Genomic DNA, 21,663 nt, shown 5'->3' on the forward strand with positions numbered 1-21,663 from the left:
TTCTTCGGTGGGGCCGGGAATCGTCTAGCGGTACAGACCCTTCACGTGACCCCAGGAGGTGTGCTCCTGGGAAACCGCGCCGCAGTCGTACACGTTGCTGCTCGGCTGGATCACGTAGTCGCCGGTCATGGAGGCGCCGTAGGTGCTGATCACGAGGGTGTACTCGTGGCCCTCCTGCAGCCGCACGTCGTGGGCCGCCGTCAGGGCGCTGAGGGTGCCCTCGCCGCTGTCGTCGTCGAACGCGATCACGTTCGCGTCGGGGAAGCGGGGGTCGAACTCGGTGCAGTACAGGGTCAGCACCGTGTCGAAGATGTTGGTGCCGAGGGCGTCGACGATCAACTCGATGGGCTGGTTGTCGTCGACCTGGAGGCAGTAGATGTCGTAGTACATGCCGTCGTTGGCGGAGTCGAAGGTCTCGGCGCCGCAGTCCGCATCGACGTCGCCCTTGGTGTAGATGCGGTCATAGGTGCCCGAATCGAGGCTGAGGGAGCCGGCGATGGGCGTGTTGAACGACGCCCGGGCCTTGGCGTTCATCAGGTCGGGCAGCTTCTCCGCGGCCTGGGACGCCCCCACGCCCAGGGCCAGGAAGGCCGCCATGCTCAGGGCTGCGGTCGTCCGCCGCAGCAGCTTGTTCGTGAACCGCATAAGATGTCTGTCCTCCGAAGTCGCGGTCGCAATGCGCTGTCACAAAAATCAGGGCCTCTTTTCAGGCCCCGTGTAGAAGAATTCTAGAGGACTTTAAGTCAAAAGTCAATACAATATGTCTCATGTGGGGATCTTTCCTGCCGATATTGATATCTCGTTCTTTTTCATTGATTTCGGTGCGATCTGAGCTTAGGATGGGGGGCCCCGGCCGGGCCGTGGCCCCGGAATCCCCGGCTTTGGGGGTTGCAATTGCCCGGGCGACCTTGTTAGTATGTCTCCAGGGGAGAGATCCGACACCTCCGGGAAACGGCATTTGATCTTTCTGTCGACAACGATCTGATGATTCCGAAAATAGCGCCGGCTCCGGTCACGGATCCGGCCTTCGGCGTCAGGCGTTTGTCTGCCCCGGCATCGGCGCCCCGAAGATTGTGCATGGCTGGGTCTGAGCAATCATTCCCGCGACGTGTCCAGATACATCACTTGACGAGTATCCGGGATCGCCGTGCACAATTTTCGGGGCGTTCGTCTATCCTGCAGGCGGTGTCCCCCTGGCCGATCGCGTGAACCCCACCTGGGAGGAATTCCCTTGGCCGATCCCATTCTCGTCACCGGCGGCGCCGGCTTCATCGGCAGCCACACCTGCCTCGAACTGCTGCAGGCCGGACGTGACGTCGTCGTGGTCGACAACCTGTGCAACTCCTCGCCCGTCAGTCTCGACCGGGTGCGCGATCTCGCCGGGCGCGACCTCGAGTTCCATCGCGTCGACATCTGCGACCGGGCGGCCCTCGCCGCGGTCTTCGCCGGGCGGCGGTTCGACGCGGTGGTGCACTTCGCCGGCCTGAAGGCCGTGGGGGAGAGCAACGAGATCCCCCTGCGGTACTACGAGAACAACATCACCGGCACCCTGGCCCTGCTCGAGACCATGGCGGCCCACGACTGTCGGCGACTGGTCTTCAGTTCGTCGGCCACCGTGTACGGCGATCCGGCCACCGTGCCCATCACCGAGGACTTCCCCCTGCGCGCCACGAACCCCTACGGCCGCACGAAGCTCTTCATCGAGGAGATCCTGCGCGACCTGTGCGCGTCGGATCCGCGCTGGACGGCCGTGCTGCTGCGCTACTTCAACCCCATCGGGGCCCACGCGAGCGGGCGCATCGGCGAGGCACCCCAGGGGGTGCCCAACAACCTGATGCCCTACGTGATGCAGGTGGCCGTGGGCCAGCGCGAGAAGGTGAGCGTCTTCGGCGGCGACTGGGACACGCCCGACGGCACCGGGGTGCGCGACTACATCCACGTGGTCGACCTGGCGCTGGGGCATCTGGCGGCCCTCGACCGGCTGGACGATTTCTCCGGCTGCGTGCCGGTGAACCTGGGCACGGGCCGGGGCTACTCGGTCCTGGAGATGGTGGCGGCCGCCGAGAAGGCCTCGGGGCGGCCGGTGCCCTACGAGATCGTCGCGCGGCGGCCCGGCGACATCGCCACCTGCTACGCCGATCCGGCCTGCGCGGCCGCGAAGCTGGGCTGGCGGGCCGAGCGGGACATCGATTGCATGTGCGCCGACCACTGGCGCTGGCAGGAAGGCAATCCGCGCGGCTACGACTAGGCCGCGGCTCGGGGAGGGAGAGCGGTGATCCGGGAAGTCCGCCCGGCCGATGTGTCGGCCCTGTGCGCCATCTACAACCACTACGTGCAGCACACGGTGGTGACCTTCGCCACCGAGCCCGTCGGCGCCGACGAGATGGCCGGCGCCATCGTCTCGGCGGGTCCGCGGCTGCCCTGGCTCGTCTGGGACGATCCGGAGGCGGGCCGGGTCACCGGCTACGCGTCCTGCGCCGCCTGGAAATCCCGCTGCGCCTACCGCCATTCCCTCGAGACGACGGTCTACCTGGCGCCCGATCGCGTCGGCGGCGGCGTGGGCACCCTGCTCTACGGCGAACTCCTGCAGCGCCTGGCGGCGGCCGGCTACCACACCGCCCTCGGCGGCATCGCCCTGCCCAACCCGGCCAGCGTGGCCCTGCACGAGAAGCTGGGCTTCACCCGGGTCGCCCACTTCCGCGAAGTGGGTCGCAAGTTCGACCGCTGGATCGACGTGGGGTACTGGCAGAAGGTGCTCGAACCGTGAGGTCGGCCTGCCCGACGGAGGTCGCCCGATGAGCGACCCGCGCGACATCACCCTGATGCTCGGCGCCTCGCGCCGGGGCGACGCCGCAGCCCTCGACCGGGTCTTCACCACCCTCTACGACGAGCTGCGCCACCGGGCCCGGCTCGAACTGGGCGGCGCGGGCGGGCCCCCGACCCTCAGCGCGACGGTCGTCGTGCACGAGGTGTACCTGAAGCTCGTGGGGGCCGAAGTCCTCGACGTGCGCGACCGTCTGCACTTCCTCGCCCTCGCCGCCCGGGCCATGCGCCAGGTGCTGACCGACCATGCCCGCGCCCGGCTGGCGCGCAAGCGCGGGGGCGGCGTCGCCCACCAGGACATCGCCGACGTCGAGGTCGCGGCCGACGACCGCGCCGCCGCCGTGCTCGAGCTCGATGCCGCCCTCGACCGGCTCGCGGCGCTGGCGCCGCGGCCGGCGGAGATCGTCGCCCTGCGCTTCTTCGCCGGGCAGTCGCCGGCCGAGGTGGCCGAGGTCCTCGGCATCTCCGAGCGCACCGTCCGCCGGGAGTGGCAGAAGGCGCGGGCCCTGCTCCACGGCGCCCTTCTGGAGGACGACGCATGAGCCCTCTCGATCCCGGCCGCTGGGCGCGACTCGAGCCGCTGCTCGATCGGCTGCTCGCCGAGGAGCCGGCGGCGCGTCCGGCGCTGCTCGACGATCCGGCGGTCGTTCCCGCCGACCTGCGCGTTGACCTCGTCCGGCTGCTCGCCGCGTCCGACGGCGACGGTTCGCCCCTCGACGGCGATGTCGTCGCGTGGGGGGCGCCGCTCTATGCCGACGACCCGGCGGCGGCGGCCGACGACGGCGTGCCCGACCGGGTGGGGCGGTACCGTGTCGAGCGGCTGCTCGGGCGCGGGGGCATGGGTTCGGTGCACCTCGCCGTGCGCGACGACGGCGCCTACCGCCAGGAGGTGGCGCTGAAGATCCTGCGGCGCGGCCTGGACACCGACGAGATCCTGGCCCGCTTCCGGCGCGAACGGCAGATCCTCGCCGCCCTCGACCACCCCGGCATCGCCCGCCTCATCGACGGCGGCGCCACCGCGGACGGACGCCCCTTCCTGGTCATGGAGCATGTGGAGGGCGTGCCCCTGACCGACTACGCCGCAGGCGCGCGGCTGACCCAGCGGACCCGGGTCGGGCTGCTGATCCAGGCCTGCGACGCGGTGGGCTACGCGCAGCGCCACCTGGTGGTCCACCGCGATCTGAAGCCGGCCAACATCCTGGTCACCGGGGCGGGCGACGTGAAGCTGCTCGATTTCGGCGTGGCCAAGCTGCTCTCGGACGAGGCGCCCGGCGGCGACGAGCTGCGCACGCTCACCGGCGAGGGCACGCGCCTGCTCACGCCGGCCTACGCGGCGCCCGAGCAGCTGTCCGGTGAGCCGGTGACCACGGCGACCGACGTCTTCGCCCTCGGCATCCTGCTGCAGGAAGTCCTCACCGGATGGCATCCGCGCGTCGCCGGTGGGCCGCTGCGCCCTCTCGACGGCGAGCTGGCCACGATCGTCGCCAAGGCCACCAGCGAGGAACCCGACCGCCGCTACGCCTCGGCGGTCGAACTGGGTGACGACCTGCGGCGCTGGACGGCCGGCGACCCCGTTCTCGCCCGACCGGCCACGGTGGGCTACCGGCTGCGCAAGTTCGTGCGGCGGCGGCGGGCCGAGATCGCCGTCGCCGCCGTCGTGCTGGCCGTGCTGCTCGCGGGCCTGGCGGGCACCACCTGGCAGGCGCGACGGGCCTCGCGCGAGGCGGCGCGGGCGGGCGAGGTCACCGACTTCCTGGTCGACCTCTTCGACGCGGCCGACCCCGACGCGGTCGCCGGTGCGGACCCCACGGCGCGCGACCTGCTGCGGCGGGGCTCCGAGCGGATCGCCGGCCAGCTGGACGGCGACCCGGACACGCGCATCCGGCTGCTGGCCGTGCTCGGCGACCTGCACATGAAGCTGGGCGACTACGACGCGGCGCGGCCGCTGCTGGCCGAGGTCCTGGCCGACCGCCGGGCCCGCGGCGACGCGGCGGACGTGCGCTCGGCCTTGTACCGCCTGGCCGTCGCGGACATCCGGCTCTCGGCGTACGACCGGGCCGACTCGCTGCTGACCCTGGCCCTGGCCATGCCCGCGGAACGGGACGACGACCCCGAGACGGCGAACATGCTGAGCGACATGGCCGTGCTGAAGTCGAACCAGGACGACTTCGCGGCGGCGGTCGCGCTCTTCGAACGCTCGCTGGCGATGCACGAGCGCCTCTACGGGCCCCGGGACCTGCAGACCATCGAGGTGCAGTCCAACTACGGCGTGCACCTGGTCGAGAACGACCGGGTGGCCGAAGGGGTGGCCAAGTCGCGGCTGGTGCTGGCGGCCCGCCGGGCCGTGCTGCCGGCTGATCACACCTCCATCGCCGTGGCCCTGCACAACCTGGCGTTCGCCCTGGCCATGGAGGATTCGTTCGCCGCCGCGGAGCAGCTCTACCGCGAGTCCATCGCCATGCGGCGTCGGCTCTACCCCGAGGGGCATCCGGACCTGGCCCACTCCCTGCGCCAGCTGGGCAACATGATCACGGATCAGGGCCGCTTGGCGGCGGCGGAATCCCTGCTGGTGGAGTCGGCCGCCATGAACGACCGCTTCTTCCGGGGGCCCCACATGTTCACGGCCTTCACCTGGAACGAGATGGCGGTCGTGGCCTACCGCCGCGGCGACTTCGACCGCGCCGCCGAGGGCTTCGGCGAGGCGCTGGCGGTGTTCGAGGGGCTGCTCGACGACGACCACGGCATCCTGCTGCAGGTGGAGAACAACCGGGCCGGATCCCTGCGCCGCGCCGGACGACTGGCCGAGGCCGAGGCCCACTACATCCACCTGCTGGACCGGCGCGCCCGGCGCGGCGACAAGGCCGACCCGCTCGGGGCCCGCGATCTGCTCGACGCCGGCTGGACCTTCCGGCAGCGCGGGAACCTCGCCCGGGCGGTGCCCGTGCTGCGCGAGGCCTGGGAGCGGCGCCAGGGCGACCCGAAGGCCACCGACCTGGGGCGGGCCGAGGCCGGTCACGAACTCGGCCTGGCCCTGGCGGGGCGCGGCGAGTCGGCCGAGGCCCGACGCCTGCTGCGGGCCGCCTGGCCCGTCTACGAGGCCGAACTGGCGCCGGATGACGAGCGCCTGGCCGCCCTCAGGGCCGACCTGGCCCGCCTCGGCGCCGACGACTGATCCGGCCGAAGATATTTTTCCGAAAAAACCCTGACCGTTCTGGCCGGAATTCCCGTGATAGGGGTGAGCCATCCCCGTCCGGCGTCGCCCCGTGGGCGCCGGACACCCCTTTCGTGGAGGACCCCTGTCATGTGCCGCCGCCTGATCTGCCTGTTCGCCCTGCTGCTGCTCGCGCCTCCGGCGTGGGCCGACGTCCACCCCCCCGTCATGGTCACCATCGAGGCCGACCCCGACCACGTGCCCCTGCCCGGCGAGACCTGGCGGGCCGTGGTTCAGTTCGCGGCCGCCGCGCCCGTCGACCTGGTCGACGTGATCATCGACTCGGGGCGCAACGCCGGTGGCCAGCGCCACTGGGAGGTGGCCGCCTTCGCCACGCCGAACGAGGTGCCGCTGGTGCCCGGTTCGCCCCTGCGGGTCGACATGGACCTGGTGTGCAACGACCCCGCAGAGCCGTTCGTGCTCGAGTACCGGGTGGGCGGCTTCACCAACCGGAAGACCTTCCATGTGCTGCCGCGCGTGCTCGAAGCGGCCGAGGAGGTGACCGTACCGGCCCTGACCGAGCCCGGACCGGAGGAGCCGTCGTTCCTGGTGCCGGTGCCGGTGCCCGGGGTCGCGGGCAAGGACCACCGCCTCCACCGCGCCGAGGACAAGTCCGGGGCCGACGCCGAGGACGAGATCGCGGGCGCGGGCACAGCGAAGAGCATCATCCGCACCGTCCACGGCCGCATCCTGTACAAGCGTCCGGCCTCGGCGGGCGGCCAGTATGTGGGGGCCGACGGCGTCACGGTGCACGTGTGGGACGAGGACAACGGCTGGGACGACCACCTCGGCACCGTGATCACCAACAAGTGGGGCTACTGGAGCCTCGACTACCTCTGGACCGACACCGGCGACCCGGACATCTATCTCGAGTTCGAGGCGGCCAACAACCAGGTCCACGTGGAGTACCCGGCCGTCGGCGACCCCAACTACACCTGGACCTCGTCGACCCACTGGAACGTGGGCGGGATCGACCACGACTTCGGCGGCGTCGCGCCGGCGGGGAACAAGCACGGCTACGCCCTGCACGCCATGACCTCGCTGGCGCGGGTGTGGCGCTACGTGAACGACGCCGGCTACGGCTCCATCGAGACCGTCGACTGCCGCCTGCCGGACAGCGACTGGCCCCACTACACGGCCTTCTTCGGCGAGATGTACATCCCGTCCGGCAAGACGTGGGACGACGGCACCATGTGGCACGAGTACGGGCACCACTTCCTGTCGGAGCTGGGTGCCGGCGACAGCAGCGACTACTGCAACGCGGGCAACCGGTGCGACGATCCCGGTGACGACTGCCGTCACTGCCTGTGGTGCGAGGAGACGGCCGGCGACGCCTGGAACGAGGGCTTCGGCGACTGGCTCAGCGACCAGATGACCCGTGTCGTCACCGCCGGCGCCTACGCGATCCATTCGGGCGACCCGATCAAGCCCTACAACCTCGAGACGAACAAGCTCTGCACGATCGAGAACAACGGTGACGGCGGCTACGACGATCCGGGCCGGACCGAGGGCATCTTCGCGGCCCTGCTGCGCGATCTCGACGATGCGGCCGACGGCGAGATCGACCTGCTGGCCGGCGGCGCCGGCGGGGACATGCTCAGCGGCTTCGGCCACGAGATCCTCGACATCGCGGCCACGACCAACTCGTTCCTGCCCTGGCAGTTCATCGGGGCGTTCGTGGCGCGGCACCCGGACCTGAAGACCGAGATCTGGCACACGGCCTACATGAACGGTTACAACATCGACCAGCAGCCGCCGGGCGCGGTGACCAATCTCGTCGCGACGAGCCACGAGCTCGGCGTCCCGTCGGCCGACCCGAACATCACCTTCACCTGGGACGCGCCGGCCGACGACGCGGCGGGGGCCGGCGACTACAGTGTCTTCATCGCGCCGACGGCCTCGCAGCCGGACTTCGTCCCCAACGGCGTCGGTCCCGTGACCACGCTCACCACCGGCGACCTGGGCCCCGGCACCTGGTGGTTCACGATCCGGGCCGTCGACAAGGCCGGCCGCTGGAGCGACGACTGGGCGACCTGCGGTCCGCTCGTGATCCGCGACCCGCTGCCGGCCGACGTCGCGCCCGTCGCCGCGGGCATGGACCATCCGGTCATGCCGAGCACGTCGCCGGTGCCGCTGCCCGGCGCCGTGCCGCCCGTGACCACGCTGCCGCCGGCGCCCGCGACCACCTACCTGAGCCTCGCCCTGACCAACGTCGGCGAGCTGCCGTGCGAATCGTTCTTCTACTCCTACCTGGGTGTCGACGGGAATCAGGTCGACCTCATCAACCTCAATCTGCTCGACACGCCCGACCCGGGCGAGATCGTCTACCGCATGAATCGGGGACCGTTCGCCATCCCGGCCGGACGTCGCACGATCACCCTGCTCGCCGACGGCAACCACCGCCTGGCCGAGCCGGACGAGGTCAACAACCGCTACCAGCGGCAGTGGGTCTTCACGCCCCTGCTCTTCGTGGCGGGCCAGCCGGCCCGCGCCCTGGCGCCGCCGCCGCTGCCCTACGCCGGCTGGCTGACCACCCCGTCGCCCTTCCAGGCGGTCAACTGCTCCGCGGTGCGCCTGGTGGCCACCGGTGCGACCGTGGCCGCTGTGGTGGCGGTGCCGCGCCGTGCGGCCGACGACTACGACCTCGTCCTGCACGAGATGAGCACCTCGGCCGACCACGGCCTCGAGCCGCTCACCCAGAAGGCCTACTCGGCGGACGAGGCCGGCGTTACGAAGGCCGTCATGGTCGTGCCCGGCGCGGCGGGCGCCAACCTGTGGGACGTGGCGATCACCAACGGCGCCTCGGTCCTGACGGCCGCCGGCCAGGACAGCGTGGTGCTGCACCACGTGACGAGCACGGCCCTGCCCCTCGGCACCACCTCCCACACCCAGCTCGCCGCCGGACGGCCGCTGGCCCTGTGGCACGCCACGGTCATCCCGCGCGATGCGGGCGACCGGGTGCTCGAGATCAGCTGCCAGCCCGAGGACGGCCCGCTGCATGTGGCGGTCTACCAGGCGGGCGAGGCCTGGCTCGGCCTGGGCGACGGACTCTACTCGGCCCGGACCGACCGCACCGGCCGCGCGGTGATCCCGTTCCACCAGGCCGGGGGCACCTGGCCCATCGCGGTCTGGCGCGACGGCGTGGAGGACGATCTCGCTCCGGTGCCCTTCACCCTCCGCTTCCTCAGCGTGCGGCCGGATCTCGTGCCGGACGTCCCGACGAACTGGGCGGCGGCACTGGTGCCGCGCCCGGCCGCCGACGGCACGCCCGCCCTCGTCGTGTCGCCGACGTCGCTGGTCGGCGACGCGCCGGCGACCTGGCTGAACCTCGCCTGCGCCAATGTCGGCGACGGCGCCGCGTCGCCGGTGGCGGCCCGCGTGCTGCTGGATGGCCTCGAGGTGGCCGCGCCCGCCTGGCCGAACCTGTCCTCGGGCGCCGGCACGACCTGGCACGGGGCGACCGCGCTCACCGTGCGCGGCGGCCGGCACATGCTGTCGCTGGTGCTGGATCCGGCCGACGCGGTCGACGAGGAGGGCGAGGAGAACAACGTCTTCGCCGCCCAGTGGGGGTGGGCGGCGACGGTCCTGGCCGCAGGCGACACGGCGCACCGGGCCTTCCCGCCCGAACCGGTGGTCGACTGGGTGCCGGCCGCCCTCGACTCGCTCACGCCGCTGGCGCCCGCCTGCGACGGCCTGCGGCTGCCCGCACCCGCGCCGGTGGGCGACGACGGCCACTGGCTGGCCCTCGGCGTCCTGCCGGGCCTCGCCAGCGACGTCGACGCGCATCTCTTCGCGGCCGACGACGATCCGCGCACGGCGTTCTCGGCGCCGCTGGTGGTGTCGGCGAGCGACTCGAACGCCTGCGACTACGTCCTGGTGAACGGGCGCGCGTCCGGCGCCGTCGCCCACGACGTCGGCGTGGTGGCCGTCGGCGGCGGGGAGCCGTACACCGCCGAGGCGGCGGCCTCGACCTTCCTGGGCGCCGACCCGACGGGCGGGCAGGGGCCCTACGCCCTGGGCGCCGGCAGCTTCATCGCCGTGCACGAGATCCGGCTCGACACGCCGGGGCCGTTCTCGGTCGCCCTCGTGCCCGGCGCCGGCGACGTCGACTGGGGCCTGGCCGTGCACCGCGCCGGCCTGCCCCATCAGGCAGCCGGCACGGCCCTCGGCGTCGGCACCGACTGGGCGACCGGCGCCGCGCCGCTCGTGGTCGACGTGCCCGAGGCGGGTCACTACGCCCTCGTCGTGTGGAAGCGCACGCGGGCCGACCTGCTTGCGGCCGCCACCTACTCGCTGGTCTTCGACCAGTCCTCCGGTGCGCCGTCGGACGTTCCCGGGGCCGGCGCGGGGATCGCCGCGGTCTCGCCCAACCCGTTCAACCCGCGCACGACGATCCGCTTCGCCACGGACCGCGACGGACCGGTGCGGGTAGCGGTCTACGACCTGCGGGGGCACCTGGTGCGGACCCTCGTCGACGCGCATCTCGCGGCCGGCCGGGACCACGAGGTCGTCTGGCAGGGCGACACCGACGACGGCCGGCGGGCCGGCAGCGGCGTCTACTACGTGCAGTTCGTGGCGGACGGGCGGCGGGACGGGCGCAAGGTGGTGCTGGTGAAGTAGGCCGCGGTAAGGGGGGATCGCGAGGGACGGGGCCGCGCCGGTGCGGCCCCGCCGCCTACTCGCCGATGATCTTGATCAGGATCCGCTTGCGGCGCCGGCCGTCGAACTCGCCGTAGAAGATCTGCTCCCACGTGCCGAAGTCGAGCTGGCCGTCGGTGATGGCGACCACGACCTCGCGGCCCATGATCTGGCGCTTGTGGTGGGCGTCGCCGTTGTCCTCGCCGGTGCGGTTGTGGTGGTAGGCGGCCGGGCTGGCGTCGAAGGGCGCCAGCTTCTCGAGCCATCGCCTGTAGTCCTCGTGCAGACCCGGCTCGTCGTCGTTGATGAAGACGCTGGCGGTGATGTGCATGGCGTTGACCAGGCACAGGCCCTCCCGGACGCCGCTCTCGCGCACGGCGGCCTCGACCTCGGGCGTGATGTTCACGAAGTCCATGCGGGCGGGGATCTCGAGGGTCAGGACCTGGCGGTGGGATCGCATGCTCTCAGTCCTCGAACGCCTCCGCGAGGTCGTTGTCCACCACGTAGATGCACATCTCGCGGGCGCCCTGTTCGGTGTAGCCGAACTGCTCGGTGAGGTTGTTGATGAGGAAGGTCACGTCCTCGCGCACGCGCTTGTCGTAGGTGCGGAAGTCCTCGGAGTCGTAGTCCTTCAGGGCGCGACGGAAGTTCTCGTTCTGCAGGAATGGCTCAAGCACCTTCTCCTTCAGGTTGAACACGTAGCGCTTGTGCAGGTCGGCGAAGAGGGCGGTGTCCCCGATCCGCTTGTCCTCGACCATGATCTCCTGGGTGAGGGTGCGACTCGTGTACTCGCGCTGGGTTTCCTCGCGGAACTCCTTGCGCCGGCCCTCGCGCACGTCGTGGCCGAGCAGGTGGTTCTCGATGGAGACGAGGTAGGTCTCGGTGATCTCCAGGCGCTCGCCGGTGTAGGTGCAGGTGGCCGTGGTGCCCGTCTCGTAGTTCAGGGCGAAGACGTAGTTCATGATGTCGCGGGCGATCTGGTCCTCGTTGTAGTAGTACAGCGACTCCTTCACTTCCTGCAGGATCTGGTAGTTGTACATCTTGCGCACGGAATCGAGGAAGCCCTTGGGCAGCTGCTTCGCCAGCTCCGGGCGGCCCTTGGTGAAGAAGCCGCACAGGGTGTCCATGGTGATGAACTGGTCCTCGCGGGCGTAGTTCGAGTACAGGTCGTGGAAGATGTCGATGCTGTCGCGACCGCTGAAGCCGGTGTGGCCCTCGGTCTCCGCCTCGGCGATGATCTTGCGCCGCCGCTTGGCGTTGAAGGCGTGGCGGTCCTCGTCGTCGAGCCAGGCCGGGATGACGCCGGTGTAGATGGCCATCTTCAGCAGGTGCAGGTTCTCGTCGCAGTAGCGCTCGTACTTGGACGGGTCCTCGATCCAGTCGAGCAGGGCCTGCGACTTCTCGTTCAGGCGGCTCGAGATGATCACCCGCGCGAAGTTCTCGAGCACGCGCGGCAGGAAGCTCTCCCCGATGTGGTGCCCGAAGATGTTCTTGTAGATCTCGACCTCGGTCGACGAGTCGAGCACGTACGAGATGTTGATGAACTCGATGCGGTCGGTGAGCGACTGGAAGCCGCGGATGTTCTTGTTGTCCTCGGGATTCATGACGCCGAGGAAGAGGGAATTCACGTTCTCCTCGATCTCGTCGACCTTGTGCACGCCGTCGCTGATGATGTTGTGCAGCTCGAGCAGGCGGTCCTTGTTGTGGCCCTTGATGTCCATCAGGGCGTAGACGCCGTTGTTGGTGCGGGCGTAGCGCGAGAAGAGGTAGCGGACGGCGTTGCTGTCCTGCAGCAGGTTGCCGATGCGCTTCTGGAGCTGGGGGTTCGTCAGCACGGGCTGGCGCGTGACCCGGTCGCCCGGGTTGAACACGCTGACGCCCTCGCCGAGGCGGCGGTTCAGGAGGAACGGCCGGGCGTGGATCATGCGGAAGACCTGCGCCGGGTCGCCGAGCCGGTGCAGCAGGGAGTTGTAGAGGCTCGTGCAGATGGTGCACGGCCGGTCGCGGAAGACCCAGTCGTACTCCTTGCCGTAGCTGAGGTTCCACTTGAACTCGTCGTTCTCGAAGATGTTGTCGAAGAACGACGGGCGCTGCTCCTTGGGGATGATCAGCAGCGGGTTGTCGTGACTGGGGCAGGGGACCTCGAGGTAGCCCTTGTGCAGTCGCGGCTGGTGGGCCTCGGCCACCTCGCTCAGGTGGTCGGTTTCCTCAGCGCCGTCGAGCAGGTGGGCCAGCTTCTCGAGCACCGGCGAGCCGTCCTGGAGCCCGTGCTGCTCGAGCACGGCGCTGTCCAGGCGCCAGACGATCTCGTGGCGCAGGCCGTCCGGGCTGTTGGCGTACTCCTCGAACTTGCGGAGCAGGTTGTTCAGGAAGATCGACTTGCCGCACCCCGGCGGGCCGTCGAAGATGAAGATCTTGTTCTGCTGCGCGCCGCCGCGGAAGGCGTCAATCATGCCCATCAGCCGGTTGGCGAAGATGCGGTCGGCGAAGAAGGGCTGGTCGGTGCCCTCGACGAAGAGGTCGTGGCAGTCGTACGAGATGAAGTTGATCGACTCGGGGTCCTCGGGGTACTCGTCGAAGCCCTCGCCCACGTAGGTGCGCACCATGTCGTGGAAGACCTGGTGCACGTTGCGGATCATGCGCTCCGGCGCGTGGCGCACCTCGACGAGGAACTCCTCGAAGGAGATCGTGCGGGCGCGATCGCGGTTCCGCTGGCTCTCCTCGAGCTCGAGCATGGCTCGGCGCACGTGTTCCACGGCTAGACCAGTCCCTTGCTGAGTTTGCGGTCCTTCATGGTGTAGCGCACCCGCTGCCACTCGATCTTCGGCTCGGGCTCGGCGTCGGGCTGCGCGGGGCCCATGCCCGGCAGCGTGGGCTGCTGCGGCCGGTCGGGCTTCTTGACCGACTTGACCTCGGTCGTCTCCAGGGTGACCTTGCCGCCCCACAGGAACTCGAGGCCCAGCATCGTGTTGTGCACGAACTCCTTCACCAGCGGCTTGCCCTCGAAGTGGTGCTCGAGGCACAGCTCGCCCGGCTTCGTCTGCGCCAGGTCGATGGTGACGTGCGGCGGGTGATAGAGCTGCTCCTTCACCATGGCCTTGTAGTCGACGGCGCTGCGGCTCTTGACGTACCACCGCCACACCATGCGCTGCTCGTCGAGCACCTTGTCGGCCACGAAGAGCCGGTTGAGGTCGACGAAGTCCTGCTCGATGAAGTTCTGCACGAAGAGGAAGTCGTTCAGGTTCTCGCGCACGGCGAAGATGTAGTCCTGCCCGGTGCCGGTGCCCAGGTCGAACGCCTGCCGCTGTTCGCGGTCGAGCAGGCCGAGGAACTGCTGGCTGTAGCGCCCCTTGTTCGCCGCCTGCTCGATGAAGTAGAACAGCCGCATGCCCAGGGCATAGGGGTTCAGGCCCACGCGGGGCATGGCCGTCACGGCGGCGTTGACGCGGGCGAAGTCGACCTCGTGGCCGGCGATGCGGTCGTCGCGCATGAAGAGCGTCTCGTGCCAGTAGCTGGCCCAGCCCTCGTTCATGATCTTGGTGCGGATCTGGGGCTGGAAGTACAGCGAGGTCTTGCGCACGATCTCGAGGATGGACTTCATCCACTTGTTCTCTTCGCGGTCGAGGAACTCGCTGTGGTCGATGAGGAACTGCATGAGGTCGCGACCGCGCTCACGGGTGCGTCCGGCGGCCTTGTCCTGCATGGCCGCGAACTCGGGATGGCGCCCGGCGACCTCCCTGAAGAACTCGTCCTCGCCACCGGCGGGGTTGGCCTTGACCGCGCGGTTGTAGCGCTCGATCTCCTGCACGTAGTCGTTGACGTTGACCTTCTTCTCGTCCTGCAGGAAGACGTCGAAGTAGTAGTCGAGCCGGCCCGAGACGCCGTTGCGGCGGGGCCGGTGCAGGTCGGCGAGCACGCCGTGGTAGTCGACCTGGTTGTCGATGCTGCGCGCGAACTCGATCACGTAGTCGACCCAGCGGCCCTTCTCCGAGCGCAGCCGCGCGATGGTGCGCTTGTCGGCGAGGGCCTGGCCGGCGAAGTCGTCGTCCCAGGTGTGCCGGAAGTAGAGGTTGTTCTGGAAGAAGTCGATGTGGCCGATCACGTGGTAGAAGATCATCACGTTCAGCCAGTCGGGGTTGTTGTCGTTGTAGAAGCTGATGGCCGGCCGCGTGTTGATCACGGTCTCGAACGGGTTGCTCGGGTACAGCTCGTAGCGGCCCTTGCCGTGCAGGACCTCGACGTCGTGCACCCAGTAGTCGTACATGGTCGGGATCATGACCTTGGGCGAGAGTTCGAGCATGTCGCGGTTGGTGACCACGTATTCGAGCGACTCGTCGTCGAAGCGCAGCCCGGCATCGCGGGCGCGCTCCTTGCAACCCTCCATGATGGCCTTGGCGTGCTGGTCGATCAGCTGCATGCGGCTTCCTAATCGCTGATCAGGGCCTTGATGCCCTGGATGATGCGCGGCTCCTCGGCGCTCTCGCTCATGACGTCCAGCCGGATCAGGCCCGGCTTGCTCTCGAGCAGCCCCGACGCCTTCAGGTACTTCTCCACCTCGGTCTCGCCCGGCGTGCCGTAGCTGTTCTCGGCGATGGTCACGCCGATGCGGCTGGCATAGGTCATCATCTTCTCGATCTCGGGGATCGACTCCTTGCCCTCGGTGTCCCAGTCGTCGCCGTCGGTGCCGTGGAAGACGTAGATGTTGTAGTCCCGGGCCAGGTTCTCCTTCCGCACGATCTCGTTCACGAGGCGGAAGGCGGCCGCGACCTTGGTGCCGCCCGCGACCCGGCTGTTGTAGTAGGTGTAGAAGTCCTCCACTTCCTTGGCCTCGGTGTCGTGCAGCACGAAGCGCGACTCGACCTGGCCGGCGTACTGGTAGAGGATCCAGCTGTAGATCATCACGTGCTGGCTGACGACGACCTCGGTGGGCTTGCCGCTCATGGAGCCCGAGTAGTCGCGCAGGAAGAACACCACCGCCTGGGACTCGAAGTCCTTCTCCTTGGACAGGATGCGGTACACCTTGTCGCGCGGCGCCATGAGGAATTCGCTCGGGTCGATGGCCTCGCCGGGATGCAGGCGCCCGAGCGCGATGTTGGTCTCGACGATCTGGCGCAGGGTGGCCTTCTTGTCGAGCAGCTGGCCGTAGCCGCGGTTGCGGTCGGTCAGGTCGTAGGAGAACCGCGTCAACGAGCGCTTCTTGCCCTTGTCGCGCAGGTTGGGCAGGGAGAACTGCTCGGTCAGGATCCGGCCGAGGTCGTAGGCGTTGGACTCCATCTCGTGGCTGGCGCCCTCGCCCTGGCCGGGACCGGCGCCGCCGCCCTCGCCTTCGCCCTCCTGGGGGCGCACGGGCTGCTCGCCGATGACCTCGCCCTCGGCGCCCTCGCCGCTGCCGCCGGCGCCGCCGCCCTCCTCGTCCTGCCGGTAGTTGGGGTCGTGGACGAACTTCTCCTCGACGGTGCTCGGCACCACGATGACCTTCTTCTGCGCCCCGCCCTTGCTGGGCTTGACGAGCTTGCCGACGCGGATCTTGCGCGGGAAGCCGTCCTCCTCGCGCTGCTGGTCGCGCTCCATGAGCTCGTCCAGCGAGCCGATGCGCGCGGTGTAGTTGCCGCGCGGCGTGCCCATGGCCTGGATGAAGGTCAGGTCGCCGAAGACGTAGGGCGTGTTCCACACGCGGTGGATCACGTCGACGCCGGGCGTGAAGTCCGGGCGCACGGGCGCCGCGGGGACGTCGTGGTCCCCGGGCGCCGCCGGTTTCTCCTCGAAGCGCCGCTTCATGATCAGTTCTCGTCTTCCTGGGTGCAGAAGTATTCGATGGTCTTCTGCGCGCAGGTCCGGCAGTAGCCGAGCTTGTTCAGCATGGTGTCGATCATGCGGTCGTACAGCTTCTGGTTCTCCTCGTTGGTGCGGTTGGCCAGGGCGCCGATGAGGCTGCCCGCGCCGGCGATGTCGCTCTTCAGGCGCACGTCGGTCACGGCCTTCACCAGTTCGAGGTTGTCCATGAAGTCGTAGTTCGGGTCGAGGCCGATCTTCTGCCCGTAGATCTTGCGGATCGACGTGCGGAAGGTCTCGCGCTGCTCGTCGGTCTTCAACTGCAGCCGCTCCTCGATGCTGCGGATGAACCGCTCGTCCACCTTCAGGGCCTTCAGTTCGCCCGTCTGGGGATCCTTGTACTTCCACATCTTGTCCGGGCCGAGGTGTTCGGCGTCGATGCCGATGATCATGTTCACGTAGTTCATCACGTCCTTGCGGATGGCCTGGGGCTCGTCCATGTACGCGTTGAACATCTCGGTCATGATCCGCTCGCGGTACAGGCCGCGGGCGATCTTCAGGTCCTCGAGATACTTGGCCCGGTCGTTGTTGTCGTTCACGTAGTCGAGGATGACGCGTTCGACGGTCTTGAAGACGTCGTAGGCGAACATGCACTCGCCCTCGTTGGTCTCGCTCATCTCGACCAGCAGCTGGATGGCGCGGCCGAGGTTCCGCTGGCCGAGACCCTTCTGGCCGAAGCGGTTGGTGATGTCCGTGTCCTGGCTCAGGGTGTCGATGACCTCGGCCAGGGCCTTGATGCTCTTCTCGCCGGCGACCTCGCCCGCGGCGAGCTTCATGGTCTCGATGGGCGTCAGCTTCTCGGAGTGGGGCAGCCGCGTGAGGATGACCGCCGCCGAGGCCGCGTAGTTCAGGTTGGGATCCTGGTGCAGCTTCTCGCGGGTGAGGGTCGTCTTGGCTTCCGAGCCGATCGCATACTGCGTCAGCTGCTTCTGCAGCAGGTAGTTGGTGTTGTGCGAGATGTAGCTGATGCGGCAGCGGTCGACGATCGGCGCCTCCTCCTTCTCGGCCAGGAAGCGGTTGAACTCGCTGTTGTTGCTGGTCGCGATGATCAGCGTGTCGATGGGCCACTTGAAGCCGTCGATCTCGATGGTGCGGTTCTGGATCACGCCCAGGTACACCTGCACGAGGTCCTTCTTGTTCTTGAACATCTCGTCGGAGAAGTGGATGCCGCCGCCGGCCACGCGGGCCAGCGCGCCCCGGCGCAGGTCGAACCGGTACGGGTTGTTCGTGTCGGTGATGTGCAGCAGGCGCTGGATCGACTCCTCGCCCAGCAGATCGACGGCGCTGGAGGTGATCTTGTCCTTCGCCGGGTACTTGCCGGTGACGGTGCCGAGGCTCTCGGTCAGGGGCACGGGGAAGATCTCGACGTGGTTGAGCATGTCGGCGATGCGGCCGTCGTACTTCTGCCGGATCTCGTCCCAGATGTAGCCGCTGCAGGCGCCGAGGGGCCGGTAGTTGTCGTACATCCGATCGAGCTGCTCGTCGCTGAAGCCGACCTTGCGGGCCAGGTGGGTGCGGCTCTGGTCGGCGGTCTCGAGCAGGTTCATGGCCAGGACGGCGGGGTCCTCGTAGGTCTGGCTCTCGATGGACGTGATCTTGCCGTATGACCCGATTTTGTCCAGCCCGGTGAACCGGAAGCTGTACTTGCGATTGCGATCATTGCTCAAAAACTCGCGGTAGAGCTTGGAGACGTACTCCACGAAGAACGTCTTGCCGTTGCCCGGCTCGCCCACCAGCACGTACGCCATCTCCTTGGACGAGCCGCCCTCGGCGGCGTCCTTCACGTACGACACGAAGCTGTTGATCTCGTCGTACATGCCGACGATGTGCTTCTTGCCGTCGCGGAAGATCTTGAAGTCGTAGGTGGTTTTGCCGTTGACGACGACCTTCTCGATGGGGCTGTCCAGGATCATCCGGCTGATGCCCTGGAAGGCGTTCTCGAAGACCCGCTCGTCGTTCTTCAGCGCCAGGAGGTGGCTGTGCAGCGCGTTCTTGTTCTCTTCAGGCATGATCGACCCCCGTCTGGTCCGTCACGATCCGGTCGCGATCACCTGCGCCTTCATCAAAAAAGCGCGGGCCCGGCATCGCGGCCGGCACCAATCCTTGTGGCTCGCCTTCCGCAAGCACCGTGCCTGACGGGGTCAATGTGCTGTCGATGCATCAGATGCGGGGTCGGCCCCCTGGTCCGGGCACGCCGCGGAAGCAGCTCTTGCCATGAAGGAAAGGAGATTCGCGCCGGACGGCCACCGCATTCGGCGGCCCCCGATTTCAAGGGGGGTTGACGGGGCCCCAACGGGCTGTGGTATACTGCTTTCTCTCGCCCAGGGGAGGGGGTTGTGCTCGCTGCGGCCTCCTCCCACTTTCGTCCACTTGCGGGGGACGGGAGATTCCGGGCAGCCTTCCCGCAGAGTTGGCCATGCACGCAGAACGGCAACCTGTTTGTCATTCCGTGAACGGCGTCCATGTCTTCGACGTCGCGGGGCGTGCCTACGCCTACGACCGCACCCGCCAGGACCTTGTCGCCGTCGCGCCCGAGCTGGCCGACCTGCTGGCCGGACGCACGTCCGGCGGCTCGTCAGGCGACTCGTCCGGAGACTCGTCCGGAGACTCGTCAGGCGACTCATCCGGCGACACCTCCGGAAGTTCCGCCGCCCGCGAAGCCCTGGCCCGGGCGCAGCGCGAAGACGGGCTCTTCCGCGGCGTTGCCCCGCTCCTGACGCCCCGCCCGCCCGATCCTGCCTGCGACCGCGACCTCGAACATCTGGTGCTGACCGTCACCGAGGAGTGCGACCTGCGCTGCGCCTACTGCGTGCACGGCGCCGGCCTGGACTGGGTGCGTTCCCACTCGTCGCGCCGCATGGACCTCGGGACCGCCCGCCGCGCGGTGGCCTGGTTCCTCGATCGCTGCCGGCCCGACCGTCCGCCCACCGTGAGCTTCTACGGCGGCGAGGCCCTGCGGCACCCGGCCCTGATCCGGGCGGTGACGGCCCAGGTGCGGGCCCACCCGCGGGGCGCCGAGGCGATGCTGGCCCTCGACTCCAACGGCTGCGACTGGGACGACGCGGCCGTCGCCATGATGGCGGCCGAGCGCATGCACGTGCAGGTCAGCCTCGACGGGCCGCCGGCGATCCACGACCGCTACCGCCGCGACCGGGAGGGGCGGCCCACCTGCGCGCGGATCCTGGCCAACCTCGATCGGCTGCTCGACCGCGACGCGACCGCCGCCGCGCGCCTGTCCTTCGTCGCGACCCTGGCGCCGCCCGTCGATCTGGATGCCGTGGCGCGGTTCTATGCCGACCTGCCGCCCTTCGCGCGGCGGGGGCTGCCGGCGCCCCACGTGCGGGTGAACTTCGCGAACCTGGCGGGGCAGGCGTGGCCCCCGGCGCAGGAGGCCGCCCATGGGCTGCCGCCCGTGCCGGAGCAGATCGACCGCGCGCGGGAAACGTGGTTCGCGGCCGTCGCCGCCGGCCGCCGCGCCGAGTTGAGCCCGGTCGTGCGCGCCCTGTTCGAGCCCGATCTCATCCGCTTCCACCACCGGTCGCGGGCCGAACTCGGCCCCACCTGGGTGCCGGGCGGCAACTGCCGGCCCGGTCGCCGCAAGCTGCACGTGACCGCCGACGGCCGCCTGCAGCCCTGCGAGCGGACGGGCGACGGCATCGTGCTCGGCGACCTGAAGACGCGGGGCGGCATCGATCCGGCGGCGGTGCGCACCCTCGAGCGGAAATTCCACGCGGCGGTCGCCGACCGCTGCGGCGACTGCTGGGCGCTGCGCCTGTGCGCGGTGTGCTACGCGGCGCTGGCCGGCGGTCGACCCGGCGCCGGGAAGGATTCCGTGCCGGAGCAGGTGTGCGAACGGTTCCGCTCGCGCGCGGAAACCACCCTGGCCCTGATGGTCCGGATCACCGAACTGCCGCCGGAGCGGCGGGAATGGCTGGAGAACACGCGGCTCGTTTGAGCCGGGGAAGGAATCGCAGCATGTATCGCAAGCTGGATGACGAGAGCAAGGTCGTGAAGAATGCGGACGAGGCGCCCGAGGGCGAGTGCCAGTGCCCCTGCTCCGAGCCGCAGGACGCGGACGCCGAGGAGGCGCCGCAGGTGAAGCAGGCCGTGGCCTACGTCGAGGTCTACTGGGACATCAACGGGTAGCGTCACCCACGGGGGTTCCGACGTAGGACGTGAAGGCGCCGATGTCGGGGAAGGTGGCGGTGTAGGCCCGGACGGCGAACCTGATCCCGTCGGCGGTCACGATGCCGATGTCGCGGGCGGGAAGGCGGCCGGCGGCCAGGTCCGTGTCGAACCGGTCGAGGTGGTTCCGCAGGAAGGCCACCATGATCTCCCTGGGCACGGGCGCGAAGGGGATGCTGATCTCCTTGGGCTCCTCCGTGTCCCGGATGATCCGGCCGTCGATCTCCCGCTCGACGCTCAGGTACCACTGCACGCCCGCCTGGCCGTCGGCGGCGTAGCCCTGCAACCCGGTCACCACGCCCTCGCCGATCAGGCGCTGGATCTCCAGTTCGCGCAGCGTCTCCGCCGCACGGATGTCGCCGGCGCCGCCGAGTTTGCCGCGCACCGGACTGACGACCCGCGACACTTCGTTCCCCGTGACCGCGCGGCTCGTCTCGACCGTGAAGCCGAGGTCGTCGCTGCCCAGCTGCGGGGGTTGCACCCCGTACACCATCACGAACGCGAGCACGGCCGCCGTGGCCACGCCCCAGCGGTGACGCCGCTGCCGGCGCCGTTCGACCTGCCACATGCGCGCATGCAGCACCGTCCGCAACTGACGCCGACTGGGCCCGGGATCGGGCACCGGCGGCGCGGCGCGGCGGATGAGGTCGTCGAAGGCGTTCGTCGTCATGCTCTCACCGTTGGCGATGTCCCCGTGCGCAGGGCGACTCACGCGTCGCCCTCGTCCTTCCCGTCGACCACCCGCAGCCCCGAATCGTCGACGGCGGCCTGCCGGATGATCCGCAGGGCCGCGTCGGACAGCCCCCGCTCCGGCCCATGCTCCTCGAGACAGCGCCGCAGCGCCGTCTTGCCCCGCCGCAGGTGGCTGTTCACCGTGCCCTGGGGCGTCCTCGTCACGTGGGCGATCTGGCGCACGGCCAGCCCCACGAAGTGGTGCAGGATGATCACCTCGCGCTGCCCCTCGGTCAGCCGGT

Annotated in this window: 15 protein-coding genes; 7 read left to right on the forward strand and 8 right to left on the reverse strand. The window is 69.3% G+C overall.

Annotated features, from left to right (window positions below):
* Positions 1-24: 24 nt before the first annotated feature.
* A complete protein-coding gene (locus KDM41_00825) occupies positions 25-645 on the reverse strand; it encodes a hypothetical protein (protein MCB1181952.1) in 621 nt (206 codons plus the stop codon).
* 598 nt (positions 646-1,243) lie between these two features.
* Here KDM41_00825 and galE point away from each other — a divergent pair.
* The 5 genes from galE to KDM41_00850 all read left to right on the forward strand — a co-directional run bounded on the left by galE (position 1,244) and on the right by KDM41_00850 (position 10,654).
* Positions 1,244-2,248: a UDP-glucose 4-epimerase GalE gene (gene galE / locus KDM41_00830; protein MCB1181953.1), complete on the forward strand. Its 1,005-nt coding sequence runs from the start codon at positions 1,244-1,246 to the stop codon at positions 2,246-2,248.
* Positions 2,249-2,272: 24 nt separating this feature from the next.
* A complete protein-coding gene (locus KDM41_00835; protein ID MCB1181954.1) occupies positions 2,273-2,767 on the forward strand; it encodes an N-acetyltransferase in 495 nt (164 codons plus the stop codon).
* A 28-nt stretch (positions 2,768-2,795) separates the two neighbouring features.
* Entirely contained in the window at positions 2,796-3,365 is a 570-nt protein-coding gene (locus KDM41_00840) for a sigma-70 family RNA polymerase sigma factor (GenBank protein ID MCB1181955.1), read from the forward strand.
* Positions 3,362-5,995 (forward strand): serine/threonine protein kinase, encoded by a 2,634-nt coding sequence (locus KDM41_00845; protein MCB1181956.1) that lies wholly within the window; start codon positions 3,362-3,364, stop codon positions 5,993-5,995. The genes KDM41_00840 and KDM41_00845 overlap by 4 nt, the downstream gene beginning before the upstream one ends.
* A 129-nt stretch (positions 5,996-6,124) precedes the next feature.
* Entirely contained in the window at positions 6,125-10,654 is a 4,530-nt protein-coding gene (locus KDM41_00850) for a hypothetical protein (GenBank protein MCB1181957.1), read from the forward strand.
* A gap of 55 nt (positions 10,655-10,709) precedes the next feature.
* On the opposite strand, the gene KDM41_00855 is transcribed toward KDM41_00850, so the two are convergent.
* From KDM41_00855 to KDM41_00875, 5 genes are read right to left on the reverse strand one after another with little or no spacing between them, the layout of a single operon-like run.
* Positions 10,710-11,132 (reverse strand): secondary thiamine-phosphate synthase enzyme YjbQ, encoded by a 423-nt coding sequence (locus KDM41_00855; GenBank protein ID MCB1181958.1) that lies wholly within the window; start codon positions 11,130-11,132, stop codon positions 10,710-10,712.
* Positions 11,133-11,136: 4 nt separating this feature from the next.
* Positions 11,137-13,407, reverse strand: coding sequence for a serine protein kinase PrkA (locus tag KDM41_00860; GenBank protein MCB1181959.1), 2,271 nt, complete (start codon positions 13,405-13,407; stop codon positions 11,137-11,139).
* 23 nt (positions 13,408-13,430) lie between these two features.
* A complete protein-coding gene (locus tag KDM41_00865; GenBank protein MCB1181960.1) occupies positions 13,431-15,089 on the reverse strand; it encodes a SpoVR family protein in 1,659 nt (552 codons plus the stop codon).
* Between the two features lie 8 nt (positions 15,090-15,097).
* A complete protein-coding gene (locus tag KDM41_00870; protein MCB1181961.1) occupies positions 15,098-16,450 on the reverse strand; it encodes a DUF444 family protein in 1,353 nt (450 codons plus the stop codon).
* Positions 16,451-16,452: 2 nt separating this feature from the next.
* Positions 16,453-18,513, reverse strand: a complete 2,061-nt coding sequence (locus KDM41_00875; GenBank protein ID MCB1181962.1) for a serine protein kinase PrkA — start codon at positions 18,511-18,513, stop codon at positions 16,453-16,455.
* Positions 18,514-18,953: 440 nt separating this feature from the next.
* Here KDM41_00875 and KDM41_00880 point away from each other — a divergent pair, with 440 nt between their 5' ends.
* Together KDM41_00880 and KDM41_00885 are read left to right on the forward strand one after the other, a co-directional pair.
* Positions 18,954-20,459, forward strand: a complete 1,506-nt coding sequence (locus tag KDM41_00880) for a hypothetical protein (protein ID MCB1181963.1) — start codon at positions 18,954-18,956, stop codon at positions 20,457-20,459.
* Between the two features lie 20 nt (positions 20,460-20,479).
* Positions 20,480-20,650, forward strand: a complete 171-nt coding sequence (locus KDM41_00885; protein ID MCB1181964.1) for a hypothetical protein — start codon at positions 20,480-20,482, stop codon at positions 20,648-20,650.
* Here the strand turns inward: KDM41_00885 and KDM41_00890 are convergent.
* Positions 20,640-21,401 carry a hypothetical protein gene (locus tag KDM41_00890; protein MCB1181965.1) on the reverse strand — a complete coding sequence of 254 codons (762 nt, stop codon included), beginning with the start codon at positions 21,399-21,401 and terminating at the stop codon, positions 20,640-20,642. The two genes, KDM41_00885 and KDM41_00890, sit on opposite strands and share 11 nt — an antisense overlap.
* The coding region (locus KDM41_00895) for a hypothetical protein (protein ID MCB1181966.1) at positions 21,398-21,663 on the reverse strand (266 nt) is incomplete at its 5' end. The genes KDM41_00890 and KDM41_00895, both read right to left, overlap by 4 nt.

Source organism: bacterium, assembly GCA_020440705.1.
Taxonomy (GTDB): Bacteria; Krumholzibacteriota; Krumholzibacteriia; order LZORAL124-64-63; family LZORAL124-64-63; genus JAGRNP01.